A 12,955-nucleotide genomic window follows, 5' to 3' on the forward strand; every position below is an offset into this window, starting at 1 on the left:
CGGGGAGGGTCAGCGCCTCACCCGTCGCACTCGAACCACACCGTCTTGCCGGTGGCATTCGGTTCGGCGCCCCACCGATCGGTGACGGCGTCGATCAGCAGCAGCCCCCGCCCGCCCTCGGCGAGTTCGGGGCCGGGTGGCCCCGCCACCCGGGGGAGCGCGGGGCAGTCGTCCGACACCTCGACCCGCAGACCGCCGGGCCGGCACAGGATGAGCACGGAGCATCCCCGGCCGGGGACGTGACGCACGACGTTGGCGATCAGCTCGGTGAGCGCCAGTTCGGCGGCATGGGTCAGCGAGGCCAGACCCCAACTGGCGAGGTACATGCGCAGGATGCGCCGAAGGTGACGGGCGGAGTGCTCACCCACGGTGAACCCCATGCGATAGCTCTCGTCAACTGTGTTGGTTGAGTACTCAGTTGTGCGATTCATGAGACCAGCGTGGAGTGATCTGGTTACGCTCGGCTACGGACCGAACCGAACGCCGCACGGCGTGTACTTGGAGGTGACCGCTCCATGGTCAACATCCGTGATCTCGATCCCAGCGCCTCGGCCCTGGACTACTACGGTTCCGAACTACGCCGCCTGCGGGAAGAGGCAGGGCTCAAGCAGGGACAGCTGGGGGGCATCCTCTACTGCGCGGGCTCGCTGGTCGGGCAGATCGAGACGGCGCGGAAGGTTCCGACGAGGGGTTTCTCGGAACGGCTGGACGCCGCGCTCGACACGGGCGGGTTGTTCTCGCGATTGGTGGGGCTGGTGCTGCGGAGCCAGCTCCCGACGTGGTTCCAGCCGTACGCGGAGATGGAGGCGAAGGCGGCGTACATCTCCACCTTTCAAGCGCAATTGGTCGATGGGCTCCTGCAGACTCCCGAGTACGCGCGGGCGGTACTGGGGGTGCGTACGGAGGGGGATCTCGACGCGAAGGTGGCCGCCCGTATGGAGCGGCAGCGGATACTCGACCGCGAGAACCCGCCATTGATGTGGGTCGTACTGAGCGAGGCCGCGTTGTACCAGGAGATCGGCGGCCGGGAGGTCATGCGCAACCAACTGGCGCACCTGTTGGGGCTGCGGGGGCGTGAGTGGGTGCGGGTGCAGATCCTGCCGTTCGAGACGGGCGCCCATGCGGGGGTTCTGGGTTCGTTCAATCTGCTGCGGTTCGACGGGGACCCGGATCTCGTCTACACCGAGGACTTCGTCCAGGGTCATATGACGGCCAATCCGCAAGCTCTCAGGGAGGGTTCGCTCCGTTACGATCACCTTCAGGCCGCTGCTCTCTCCGTGGAGGACTCGGCGGTACAAATTGCCCGTGTAATGGAGGAGCGATATGGACAGCACCCAGAACCTGACGGGCGCGCGGTGGCGTAAGTCCTCGTACAGCGGAGACACCGGCGGCGACTGCGTCGAATGCACCCCGCTCGGCGGCGACTGGCGCAAGTCCAGCTACAGCGGTGACACCGGTGGCCAGTGCGTCGAGATCGCCGCCCGTCCCCACCTGGTCGCCGTCCGGGACTCCAAGGACCCGGACGGCCCCGTCTTCACCGTCGCCCCCGAGGCCTTCGCGGAGTTCGTGCGCAGCGTCTGAGTCGCCGGCCTCGATTAGCCGGGGAGGGCGCCGGGGTCGACGCCCGTGAGGTCGCGGCTCGCGTCCCACAACCGTGCCGCGACGGTGGTGTCGGCGAGGTGGTCCCACAGCGGTTCGCGTCGGGGCTCGCCGCGCAGGCCGAAGTGGCGCGGCCCCCAGAGCTGCCCTCCGCGTACGGCCGGGTCGAGCACCGCCCGGACCGCCGGCCACGCGCCGGCGTGCTTGCCCTGGAGGAGGAGGGCCGAGGGCGCCGCGCCCAGCCGTGCGGCCGTGGTGCGCACGTGGATCGGCGGCCGTGACGGGGTGAGGGAGTCCAGCGCGCCCCCGGGATGGACGACCACGCTCGCCACCGTGCTGCCGGCGGCGCGCAGGCGGCGGTCGAGTTCGAGGCCGAAGTGCATCTGTGCCAGCTTGGAGCGCCCGTAGGTCCGCTTGGGCCGGTAGTCCCTCCGGGACTGGAGGTCGTCCAGGTCGAGCCGCTCGGACTTCGCCGCGAAACTGCCCGTGCTGACGACGCGGGCCGCAGGGGCGGCCGACAGCAGCGGCATGAGCCACTTGGTCAGGGCGAAGTGCCCGAGGTGGTTCGTGCCGAACATCAGCTCGTGACCGTCGCCGGTCTCCTCGCGCGGCGGGTCGTCCAGGGCGACCCCGGCGTTGTGGACCACCGCGTCGAGGCGTTCCACTCCCAGGGATCCCACCGACGCTTCGAGCGACGCGAGGTCGGCGAGGTCCAGTCGTACGGCCCGCACCCGCGCACCGGGGACCCGGGCGCGGATCGAGGCCGTCGCGGCCTCGGCCCGGGTGGGATTGCGGCTGCCGAGCAGGACGTCGGCTCCGGTCGCAGACAACTGCTCCGCGACGAAGTACCCGATGCCGGCGTTGCCGCCGGTCACCAGGACGACGCGGCCGGCGGCGCCGGGCAGCCGTCGGACGTTCCAGGGCGGGGTGGAGGATGCGGACGACACGGTGACGGGCTCCCTTGGTGGAGGGCGGCTGCGGCTGCCCCTCGGGCAACCCGACCTCCACCGTCGCGCCGGCCACCGACACCTCGCGTGTGCACCACCGACGAACCCGCCGGACGCCCGACATCCCACCGACAAGCCGGGGCGGGCCCCCTGTGAGGTTCGTCCTGATCCACCGGCCACTCCGTCATCTGACCTTCCGTCAGAATGGAACGTGTTCTACTCTGGCCCGCGTTCGGGGGGACGACCGGCGCCGGCCGGAAGCGTCGGAGAGGCGGCAGGGAACCGTATGGGCATCGGAATCACGCGGGAACACCAGGAGTTGGCCGAGGCCGTGCGCGGCTGGGCGGCGCGCACCGTGCCCCCCGAGGAGGTGCGCAAACTGCTCGACGGCCCGCCCAGGACCGGGGTGCGGCCCGCGTACTGGGACGCGCTCGCCGCCGCCGGACTGCTCGCACCCCACCTGGAGGGCGGCAACCTGCTCGACCTCGCCGTCGCCGTGGAGGAGGCCGCCCGGGCCGCCCTTCCCGGCCCCTACCTCGCCGGCGCCCTCGCCTCCGCCCTGCTGGACCGGGCCGGGGCGGACGACCTGGCCGCCGCCCTCGCCGACGGCACCCGCGTCGGGGCCGTCGCGCTGGGCCCCGGCAGCCTGACCGCCGTCGCCGTCGAGGGCGGCGGCCACCTCCTCGACGGCCTCGCGCCGCCCGTGCTCGGCGCCGGGGAGGCCGACCTCGTCCTGCTCGCCGCCGAGGCGGCCCACGGCACCTGCTGGTTCGCCGTGGACACCGCCGGCCTGGACATCCGCACCCACGAGAGCGCCGACCCGACCCGGCCCACGGCCGAGGTGCGCGCACGCGCGATCACCGTGCCGCCCGGCCGCCTCCTCGCCCTCGACGCCGCCCTGGTCCGGGACCTGGCCTGCGTCCTGTTCGCCGCCGACGCCTGCGGCACCGCCGCCTGGGCGGTCCACACCGCCGCCGACTACGCGAAGACGCGCGAGCAGTTCGGCCGGCCCATCGGCCGGTTCCAGGGCGTCAAGCACCTGTGCGCCGACATGCTGGTACGCCTCGAACAGGCCCGCGCCCTGGTCTGGGACGCCGCCCGGGCGACGGACGAACCGGCCGAGGTGCGCTCCCTGGTGGCCGCGCTGGCCGCCGCCACCGCCCTCGACGCCGCCTACTCCTGCGCCAAGGACTGCATCCAGGTCCTCGGCGGCATCGGCTTCACCTGGGAACACGACGCGCACATCCACCTGCGCCGGGCCGTCGTCGCCCGGCAACTGCTCGGCGCCGGCGACGGCCACCGGTTACGGGCCGTACGCCTCGCGGCCGGCGGGGCACGCCGCGAACTGCGCCTCGAACTCCCCGCGCGGGCCGAGGACCACCGCGCGAAGGCCCGCGCCGCCATCGAGGACGCGCACGGGCTCGACCCGGCCGCCGCCCGCCGGATCCTGGCGCCCACCGGATACGCGGCCCCCCACCTCCCGCCGCCGTACGGACTCGGCGCCGGCCCCGTCGAACAGCTCGTCGTCCAGCAGGAGATGGCGACGGCCGGCGTCAAGGTCGCCGACCTCGGCATCGCCACCTGGGTCGTGCCCTCGCTGCTCGCCCACGGAACGCCCGCGCAGCAGGACGCCTACGTGCCGGCGACCCTGCGCGGGGACCTCACCTGGTGCCAGCTCTTCTCCGAACCGGGCGCCGGCTCCGACCTGGCCTCGCTGCGCACCAGGGCCGAACGGACCGCCGACGGCTCGTGGAGGGTCAACGGACAGAAGGTGTGGACGAGTTCCGCGCACACCGCCGACTTCGGGATCCTGCTCGCCCGCACCGATCCGACCGCGCCCAAGCACAAGGGCCTCGGCTACTTCGTCATCGACATGACCACCCCCGGCATCGACGTCCGGCCGCTCAAGGAGATCACCGGCGAGGCCCTCTTCAACGAGGTCTTCCTCGACGACGTGCTGCTGCCCGCCGACGCGCTGGTCGGCGCGGTCGACGGAGGCTGGAAGGTGGCCCGCGACACCCTCGGCAACGAACGCGTACACATGGCCGACCAGATGACCTTCGACACCGGCCTGGAGGCGCTGATCACACACTCCGCCGCACTCGACGGCTCGTACCGCGCCCGGATCGGCGCCCTCGCCGCCGAGGCCCACGCGCTCGCCTGCATCGGCCTGCGGACCACCCTCCGGCAGGTCTCGGGAGCGGAACCCGGCGCGGGCGCGTCCGTACGCAAACTCGTACAGACCCCCCACCAGCAGAAGACCGCCGAACTCGCCCTGGAGCTCCTGGGCCCGGCCGGCGCGGTGCGCGAGGGGGCCGGGGAGCGGGCGGTGCACGGGATGCTCATGTCCCGCTGCCTGACCATCGCCGGAGGCACCACACAGGTCCAGCTCAACGTCGTCGCCGAGCGGATTCTCGGCCTTCCCAGGGACTGACCGAAGGGCGGTAGGGCACATGAAGTCGTACATCGTGGGCGTCGGCATGACGAAGTTCGAGAAGCCGGAGTCGAGGGACTGGCAGTACTGGGACATGGTGCGCGAGGCCGGAACCGCGGCACTGGCCGACGCCGGCATCGGATACGACCTGGTGGAACAGGTGCCGGTGGGCTACTGCTTCCAGGCCTCCACCGCAGGCCAGCGCGCCGCGTACGAACTGGGGCTGAGCGGGGTCCCCGTCTACAACGTCAACAACAACTGCGCGACCGGCGCCACCGCGCTCATGATGGCCCGGCAGTTCGTCGAGGGCGGCATCAACGACTGCGTGCTCGCGCTCGGCTTCGAGAAGATGAAGCGGGGCGCGCTCGGCGGCGGAGCCGACGGCGGCGACTTCGCGACCTCACCCGTCGCCCGGCACTACGGGATCATGGCCGGCGGGCACGGCTTCGAGATGTCCCCGCCCACCGCGCAGATCTTCGGGAACGCGGCCCGCGAGCACGCGGAGCGGTACGGCACCACGGCCGCGCAACTCGCGGCGGTCGGCGAGAAGAACCACCGGCACTCGGCGAACAACCCCCACGCCCAGTTCCAGGACGTGTACACGATCGAGGAGATCCTCGCGGCCAAGACCATCCACGAACCGCTGACGAAACTCCAGTGCTCGCCGACCTCCGACGGGGCCGCGGCGGCCCTGGTGGTGTCGGAACGGTTCGTCGTCGCCCACGGCCTCCACGACAAGGCGGTCGAGATCGTCGGCCAGTCGATGACGACGGACACCGTCGAATCCTTCGCGTCGGGATCCTGCATCGACGTCGTCGGCAAGCCGATGTCGGCGGCGGCCGGCCGGGCCGCCTTCGAGACGTCGGGTCTCGGCATCGAGGACGTGGACGTCATCGAACTGCACGACTGCTTCTCGATCAACGAACTGCTGACCTACGAGGCGCTCGGCATGTGCGCGGAAGGCGCCTCGGGCAAACTCGTGGAGAGCGGGGCCACCACCCACGGCGGCCGGTGGGTGGTCAACCCCTCCGGCGGCCTGATCTCCAAGGGGCACCCGCTCGGGGCGACGGGCCTCGCGCAGGCGGCGGAACTGGTGTGGCAACTGCGCGGCGAGGCGGGACCCCGGCAGGTCGCCGGAGCCCGCGTCGGCCTCGCCCACAACATCGGGCTGGGCGGCGCGGCGGTGGTGACCCTGCTGCGCCGCGACACCCCGCCGTCGAAGTAGCGCCGGTCAGGGTGGTGTTCGGGCGGACGGGATCCGGGTACTCGTACAACTTTTCGCCCTCTCAGGAGTCAGACGGGTGTGGCGCACAGTGCGCCTGGTGCCTTTGAGGGAGAAGTGAACGTGGCTCACGCCCGCTCGACCCGGCGGCGGATCCTCGCCGCCACCACCACCGTTCTCGCCGTCACGCTCGGCGCGGGCGCGCTGTCCGCCCCGGCGCACGCCGCCACCACCCCGGTGGGCGCGGCGAAGACGACGAAGGCGCCCGCGGCGAAGACCGCCGCCGACGTCATCGGCTTTCCGAAGAACTCCAAGCTGCTCGACGCCGGCCTGACCGGCTTCCTGACGCGGGAGGAAGGGACCTTCGACAAGCGCTGGACGCGCTACTCGAACGGTGCCTCGCAGGGCTACGGCTCCACCACCGTCCTGCGGTCCTCGAAGACCGCGGACTACCTGGTCTTTCCCATGCACTATCAGGTCACGCTCCGGAACCTGAGCACGATGTCCGTGCTCGACGTACCCGTCGGATCGGCCGGCAACGGCGCCACGTACGCCGGTTCGGCGGCCGACGCCGTCTTCACGACGTCCTCGGACGGCACCGTGCTGCGCAAGCACACGCACCCCACCGAGGGCAACGGCACCGTGACCGTGACCGGCCTCCCGGCCGGCGCGAGCGCCATCGCGGTCACCCCGGGCACCCCGGAGGACGCCCTGGTCACCTTCACCGTCGGCACGGCCGCGAAGTGGGGCCTGCTCGACCTCGCCACGGGCGTCGTCGACGAGATCCAGGACCGGACGCCGGGCTCCGCCGGCGGCGACGTCGCCGTCTCGCGGACACACCTCGCCTGGACCGAGGGCGACTCCACCGACAAGCCGGCGGTGTTCCTCAAGGAGCGGGCCACCGGCACCGTCCGCGAGATCCCCGTCGAGGACGCCTGGTCCAGCGACCTCCGGATCGGCCTGGTCGGCAGCCGGCTGGTGTACGGCGAGGCGGGCGGCCTCTCCAACGGCGACACGAACCCGCTGTACGCCCTCACCGCGTACGACCCGGCCACCGGCACGAAGGTGAAGCTGCTCGACCACCTCACCTCCTCCGCGGCCGCCCCCGACGGCCTGTACGTCCGCGGCGGCACCGTCGACCGGGGCGAGGGCCTCTACAAGATCGTGACCGGTGCGGACGGAACACCGACCGTCACCCTGGTGGCGAGCACCGGCGAGCCCACCAAGGTCGTCATCACCGAGAACAGGGTCCCCGCCGTCGTCGACCTCGACCAGAACGGCGGGGAGATCCACCTCGGTTGGGGGCTGTCCCGGAGCACCGTCGAGGCGGACCTCACCCTGCGCCACGTCCGGACCGGCCTGACCCGCGAACTCTCGATCAGGCACCCGAACACCCCGGACGCGACGTTCCGCTGGGACGGCACGATCGGACCGGACCACGCGAGCGCCCACAACGGGCAGTACACCTGGGAGTTGAAGGTCCGACCGCTCAACGGCATCGGCCCGGCCACCTCCGCCTCCGGCACGTTCGCCGTCACCCGCAAGACCGCGCCGCACGACTTCGACGACAACGGCAGCACGGACGTGCTCTCCCGTGACAGCTCCGGTCGGCTGTGGCGCAGCGACACCACCTTCTTCAAGGAGTTCGGACAGCTGACGGCCCAGCCGCGCCAATCGCTCGGCGCCGGCTGGGACGCCTTCGACCGGATCGAGGCGACGGGGGACCTCGACGGCTCGGCGTTCGGCGACCTCGTGGCCCGGGACAAGACCGGCGTGCTGTGGCTCTACCCCGGCACGGGCCGAGGCGGATTCGCCAATCGCGTCAAGGTCGGCGGGGGCTGGCAGATCTACGACAAGATCGCCGGCGGCAGCGACCTGAACGGGGACGGACGCGCCGACCTGCTCGCCACTGACACCGCCGGGGCGCTCTGGCTCTACAAGGGCACCGGCTCCGCCACCACTCCGTTCGCCGCGAAGACCAAGCTCGGCGAGGGCTGGGGGATCTACAACGAACTCACGGCCGTCGGCGACATCGCGGACACCCCGGCGGGCGACCTCCTCGCCCGGGACAAGGCCGGCGTCCTGTGGCTGTACGCCGGCAAGGGCGACGGGACCTTCGCGCCCCGCACGAAGCTCGGCGCCGGCTGGAACGAGTACGGCTCGCTCGTCGGCATCGGCGACGGCGACCGCGACGGCCGCCCCGACCTCCTCGCCTCCGGCACGGCGGCGCAGTACCTCTACGGGGGCACGGGGAACCTGAACGCGCCCCTGCGGGGCAGGCAGCTCGCCTCCCTGCCGTACGTGAACGACCCGGGCAACCTCATCGCCTGACGGCCCCGCCCGACCCGACCGCCCCGACCGCGCCCCCACTCCGGGGCGCGGTCGGGGCGGTCCGCGTTCCGGGGGCGGGGACCGGGGGCGAGCCGCTACGGACCCGCCAGGGCCGGGTCCACGACCGTCTCCCCCCGCGAGGCGCGGCGGACGGACTCCGCCAGGTCATCGATCGGGCCGTCCCGCAGGATCAGCCCCGCCGCCCCCGCGGCCAGGGCTGCGTCGCGCAGCCCCGGATGCGCCGAACCCGTCATCAGCAGGACGGCGCACTCCGGGTCGTCGGCCAGCAGGGCCGGCACCGTGTCCAGTTCCTCGACCAGGGCCACCGCGGGGCGGCTCATCGTCGAGGCCACCACGTCGATGTCCGGTTCCAGGCCGAGCCGCAGCGCCAGGGCCGGGTTCGGCGGGTCCAGCAGCACCCGCAGGGATCGGGCGGGTCGGGAGGCAACGGGCATTTCGTCCACCCTGTCAGAGTAGGCCCCCCGCGCCGCCGGGGCAGGACTTCCCTCCTGCCGGGGCGGCACTTCCGTCCCGCCGAAAGAGGATCTGACGTGAAGTCAGGAGTCTTCCCAAGTGCTGGGCCGTGCGTTATACATTCCTTCACCGACCCTAGAACGCGTTCTAGAACGAGTCGCGGAGTCGGTCCCGCATACGGCCTCGGTGCGACCGACGGTGCGGACGGCCGCACCGAGGTCTTCCACTCGGTGGAAGCACGAACCACACACAAGGAGCAGCGTCCTCAATGCCGATCGATGCCGCGAAGGCCCTCGCCGCCGCCCCCCGCCGCGGGGACATCGCCTGGGACCACAAGGACATCCAGCTCTACCACCTCGGCCTCGGCGCCGGCCGCCCGGCCACCGACCCCGACGAGCTGCGCTACACCCTCGAATCCAAACTCCACGTCCTCCCCAGCTTCGCGACCGTCGCCGGCGCCGGCATGGCGATGCTCGGCGGCCTCGCCGCCCCCGGGATCGACGTGAACCTCGCCGCCGTCCTGCACGGCGGACACTCCATCGAGCTGCACCGGCCGATCCCCGTCAAGGGGCAGGCCACTTCCAGCTCCCACGTCGCCGCCATTCACGACAAGGGCAAGGCGGCCGTGATCGTCCTGCGCTCCGAGGTCGCCGACGCCGACGGCCCGTTGTGGACCAGCGACGCCCAGATCTTCGTCCGCGGCGAAGGCGGCTTCGGCGGGGAACGCGGACCCTCCGTCAAGGAGGAGGCGCCCGACCGGGAGCCCGACCGGACCGTCGAACGACACATCCGCGAGGAGCAGGCGCTGCTCTACCGGCTGTCGGGCGACTGGAACCCGCTGCACGCCGACCCGGAGTTCGCCAAACCGGCCGGCTTCGACCGGCCGATCCTGCACGGCCTGTGCTCGTACGGGATGACGCTCAAGGCCGTCGTCGACACCGCGCTGGGCGGCGACGTCACCCGGGTCCGCGCCTACCGCACCCGCTTCGCCGGGATCGTCTTCCCCGGCGAGACCCTGCGCATCCGGATGTGGGAAGAGCCCGGCCGGGTGCGGGTGTCGGTGACCGCCGTCGAACGGGACGACGCGCCGGTCCTCGCCGACACCGTCGTCGAACACGCGTAAGCGCCGAGCACGCGCAAACCACACGACCCAAGGAGCCGCACCGTGCGCGCAGCACTGCAGAGCCAGATCGGTCAGGACAAGCTCGAAGTCGTCGACGACATGGAGGCCGTGGGCTTCGGCCCCGGCAAGGTCAGGATCCGGATCAAGGCCACCGGCCTGTGCCACTCCGACCTCTCGGCGATGAGCGGCGTGCTGCCGCAGCCGGCCCCCTTCATCCCCGGGCACGAGGGCTCGGGCGTGATCACGGACGTCGGCGACGGGGTCACCGACCACAAGATCGGGGACCGGGTCCTGGTCTGCTGGCTGCCGCCCTGCGGGCACTGTCCCTCCTGCAAGCGGGGCCAGGGCCACCTGTGCCTGGAGGCGTTCGGAAACGTCGCCACCCCCAACTTCCGGCGCGGGAGCGACGACATCTTCGGCTTCGCCGGCACCGGCACCTTCGCCGAGGAGATGGTCGTCCCCGCCGGGTGCGCCGTACCGATCCCCGACGACGTCCCCTTCGACATCGCCGCCCTGATCGGCTGCGGCGTCACCACCGGACTCGGCGCCGCCATCAACACGGCCAAGGTCGAGGCCGGCTCCTCGGTCGCCGTCATCGGCTGCGGCGGCGTGGGCATCTCCGTCATCCAGGGCGCCAAGGTGCAGGGCGCCGCCCAGATCGTCGCCGTCGACCCGGTCGCCTCACGGCGGGAGGCGGCGCTGCGCTTCGGGGCGACCGAGGCCGTCTCCCCGGAGGCCTTCGGTGACGCCAGGAACCGGATCACCGCGGGCGAGGGCTTCGACTACGTCTTCGAGGTGGTCGGCAAGTCCACGACCACGCAGACCGCCTACGAGATGACCCGGCGCGGCGGCTCCGTCGTCGTGGTCGGCGCGGGCGCCCTCGACGACACCTACTCGATCAACATGTTCTCGCTGTTCTTCGACGAGAAGAAGATCCTGCCGTCGATGTACGGCGGCGGAGACGTCCTGCGTTCCTACGAGCGCACCATCGCCCTGTGGCGGGCCGGCCGGGTGGACCTCGCGGGCCTGATCACCCACCGGGTGCGGCTCGGCGAGATCAACGACGCCCTCGACCAGATGCGCACCGGCGTCGCCCTGCGCACCTGCATCGAACTCTGAGAGAGGAACCGTACGGATGTCACTGCCACTTGAGGGACTCTCCGCGATCGTCACGGGGGCGGGCCGGGGCCTGGGCCGGGCGGAGGCGATCGAACTCGCCCGGCTCGGCGCGAGCGTGGTCGTCAACGACTTCGGCCAACCCGGCCGCGACGGCTCGGGGGAGGCCTCCGCCGCCCCGGCGGAGGAGGTGGCCGCGGAGATCCGCGCGGCGGGCGGAGCGGCCGTCGCCCACCTCGGCGACGTCGCCGACTTCGAGCAGGCCCGGGAACTGGTCGAACTGGCCGTCGCCAGCTTCGGCAAGCTCGACGTCCTCGTCAACAACGCGGGCATCCTGCGCGACCGGATGGTCTTCTCGATGTCGGAGGCCGAATGGGACTCGGTGATCCGGGTCCACCTCAAGGGCCACTTCAACACCACGCACTTCGCCTCGGTGCACTGGCGGGAACGCTCCAAGGCGGCCGGCGGCCCGGTCTACGGCCGGATCGTCAACACCTCCTCCGAGGCCTTCCTCGGCGGCTCGGCGGGCCAGCCGAACTACGCGGCGGCCAAGGGCGGCATCGTGGGCCTCACCACCTCGACGGCCCTCGCCCTCGCCAAGTACGGGGTCACGGCCAACGCGATCTGCCCGCGCGCCCGCACCCGCATGACCGAGGACGTCTTCGCCGGCTTCCAGGTGCCGCAGGACGGCAAGCTCGACGCCCTTGCCCCCGAGCACGTCTCCCCGCTGGTCGGCTACCTGGCCTCGCCGGCCTCGGCGAAGGCCAACGGGCAACTGTTCGTGGTGCACGGCGGCATCGTCGTCGTGATGGAACGCCCCAAGCCGGCCGCGAAGTTCGACACCACCAAGGAGGCCTTCTCCTACGAGGAACTCGACGAGGTCCTCACCCCGCACTACGACGCCCGCCCCGCGAACGAGACCTTCGCGGCCACGGAGGTGCTCGGCCTCAAGCACGACTGACACGAGAGCACGACTGACACGAGAGCGCGACTGGCACGAGCGGGGACCGGAGCCCCCGGGCCCCGGGCCCCGCTCGCGTCACGCCCCGGGCGCCAGGCCCAGCGCGGCGCGCAGGTCGGCGGGCTCCCGGTAGTGGACGCCCGTCATGCCGAGCGCGACGGCCGCCCGGACGTTCTCCTCGCGGTCGTCGACGAACAGGCAGCGGGCCGGGTCGACGCCCGCCCGGGCGGCTGCGATCTCGTAGATCTCCCGGTCCGGCTTCGCCACGCCCACGCGGGCGCTGCTCACCACGTGGTCCGCGAGGTCGGCCAGCCCCAGGGACTCCAGGTCGTCCTCCAGGTCCAGGGTCGCGTTCGTCACCAGGACCACGGGCCTCCCCGCCGCGCGCACCCGGCGCAGCAGGTCCACGACCGCCGGGTCGGCGGAGAACGGCGCCCCGGTGAAGGCGTCGGCCAACGCGCGGGCCGTGTCGACCGGCAGGCCGAACGACCCGGCGAGTTCGGCCGTGACGGACTCCGCCCACTGGTCGCGGGTGAGCCGGCCCACCATCAGCGGCTCCTCCCGCTCGGGGGCGAACGCCACCTTGCCGGTCGTGCCCTCGGCCAGCCCCGCCGCCCGCTCCAGCTCCGTCACCCGGGTCGTGTCGTAGAACCGGATCACCTGGTCGACATCGCACAGCACCGCGTCGTGAGCCCCTGGGTTCGCCATCTCCCCTGTCTAGCAGAGGCCCGCCGGCGCCCGACGTACG

Annotated in this window: 12 protein-coding genes; 8 read left to right on the forward strand and 4 right to left on the reverse strand. The window is 72.2% G+C overall.

Annotated elements, in window-relative coordinates; genetic code table 11:
- Window positions 1–17: 17 nt before the first annotated feature.
- Complete coding sequence (locus tag ADK55_RS15435; RefSeq protein ID WP_078998950.1) at window positions 18–380, reverse strand: ATP-binding protein; 363 nt, start codon at window positions 378–380, stop codon at window positions 18–20.
- A gap of 135 nt (window positions 381–515) precedes the next feature.
- Here ADK55_RS15435 and ADK55_RS15440 point away from each other — a divergent pair, with 135 nt between their 5' ends.
- Entirely contained in the window at window positions 516–1,364 is an 849-nt protein-coding gene (locus ADK55_RS15440; protein ID WP_053679081.1) for a helix-turn-helix domain-containing protein, read from the forward strand.
- Window positions 1,324–1,581 carry a DUF397 domain-containing protein gene (locus ADK55_RS36410; RefSeq protein WP_078998958.1) on the forward strand — a complete coding sequence of 86 codons (258 nt, stop codon included), beginning with the start codon at window positions 1,324–1,326 and terminating at the stop codon, window positions 1,579–1,581. Before ADK55_RS15440 ends, ADK55_RS36410 begins: the two co-directional genes overlap by 41 nt.
- A gap of 14 nt (window positions 1,582–1,595) precedes the next feature.
- Here ADK55_RS36410 and ADK55_RS15445 read toward each other — a convergent pair whose 3' ends face one another.
- A complete protein-coding gene (locus tag ADK55_RS15445) occupies window positions 1,596–2,546 on the reverse strand; it encodes an SDR family NAD(P)-dependent oxidoreductase (protein ID WP_053679084.1) in 951 nt (316 codons plus the stop codon).
- Window positions 2,547–2,832: 286 nt separating this feature from the next.
- Between ADK55_RS15445 and ADK55_RS15450 the strand changes: the two genes are divergently transcribed.
- The 3 genes from ADK55_RS15450 (at window position 2,833) to ADK55_RS15460 (ending at window position 8,533) form a co-directional block, all read left to right on the forward strand.
- Complete coding sequence (locus ADK55_RS15450) at window positions 2,833–4,980, forward strand: acyl-CoA dehydrogenase family protein (protein WP_053679085.1); 2,148 nt, start codon at window positions 2,833–2,835, stop codon at window positions 4,978–4,980.
- Window positions 4,981–4,999: 19 nt separating this feature from the next.
- The gene (locus ADK55_RS15455; RefSeq protein ID WP_053679087.1) at window positions 5,000–6,205 is read left to right on the forward strand and encodes a lipid-transfer protein; all 1,206 of its coding nucleotides are present in this window, start codon (window positions 5,000–5,002) and stop codon (window positions 6,203–6,205) included.
- 120 nt (window positions 6,206–6,325) lie between these two features.
- On the forward strand, window positions 6,326–8,533 hold the full coding sequence (locus tag ADK55_RS15460) for an FG-GAP repeat domain-containing protein (protein WP_053679144.1): 2,208 nt from the start codon (window positions 6,326–6,328) through the stop codon (window positions 8,531–8,533).
- 95 nt (window positions 8,534–8,628) lie between these two features.
- On the opposite strand, the gene ADK55_RS15465 is transcribed toward ADK55_RS15460, so the two are convergent.
- The gene (locus tag ADK55_RS15465; protein WP_053679089.1) at window positions 8,629–8,988 is read right to left on the reverse strand and encodes a response regulator transcription factor; all 360 of its coding nucleotides are present in this window, start codon (window positions 8,986–8,988) and stop codon (window positions 8,629–8,631) included.
- Between the two features lie 287 nt (window positions 8,989–9,275).
- Between ADK55_RS15465 and ADK55_RS15470 the strand changes: the two genes are divergently transcribed.
- The 3 genes from ADK55_RS15470 to ADK55_RS15480 are packed head-to-tail and all read left to right on the forward strand — an operon-like array spanning window position 9,276 to window position 12,207.
- On the forward strand, window positions 9,276–10,130 hold the full coding sequence (locus ADK55_RS15470) for a MaoC/PaaZ C-terminal domain-containing protein (protein WP_053679090.1): 855 nt from the start codon (window positions 9,276–9,278) through the stop codon (window positions 10,128–10,130).
- A gap of 42 nt (window positions 10,131–10,172) precedes the next feature.
- Complete coding sequence (locus ADK55_RS15475; RefSeq protein WP_053679092.1) at window positions 10,173–11,249, forward strand: Zn-dependent alcohol dehydrogenase; 1,077 nt, start codon at window positions 10,173–10,175, stop codon at window positions 11,247–11,249.
- Window positions 11,250–11,265: 16 nt separating this feature from the next.
- Window positions 11,266–12,207 carry a 3-oxoacyl-ACP reductase gene (locus ADK55_RS15480; RefSeq protein ID WP_053679095.1) on the forward strand — a complete coding sequence of 314 codons (942 nt, stop codon included), beginning with the start codon at window positions 11,266–11,268 and terminating at the stop codon, window positions 12,205–12,207.
- Between the two features lie 78 nt (window positions 12,208–12,285).
- On the opposite strand, the gene ADK55_RS15485 is transcribed toward ADK55_RS15480, so the two are convergent.
- Entirely contained in the window at window positions 12,286–12,915 is a 630-nt protein-coding gene (locus ADK55_RS15485) for an HAD family hydrolase (protein ID WP_053679096.1), read from the reverse strand.
- Window positions 12,916–12,955: the final 40 nt, after the last annotated feature.

Origin of the sequence: Streptomyces sp. WM4235 (genome assembly GCF_001279725.1) — a bacterium.
In the GTDB taxonomy this organism is placed as follows: Bacteria; Actinomycetota; Actinomycetes; order Streptomycetales; family Streptomycetaceae; genus Streptomyces.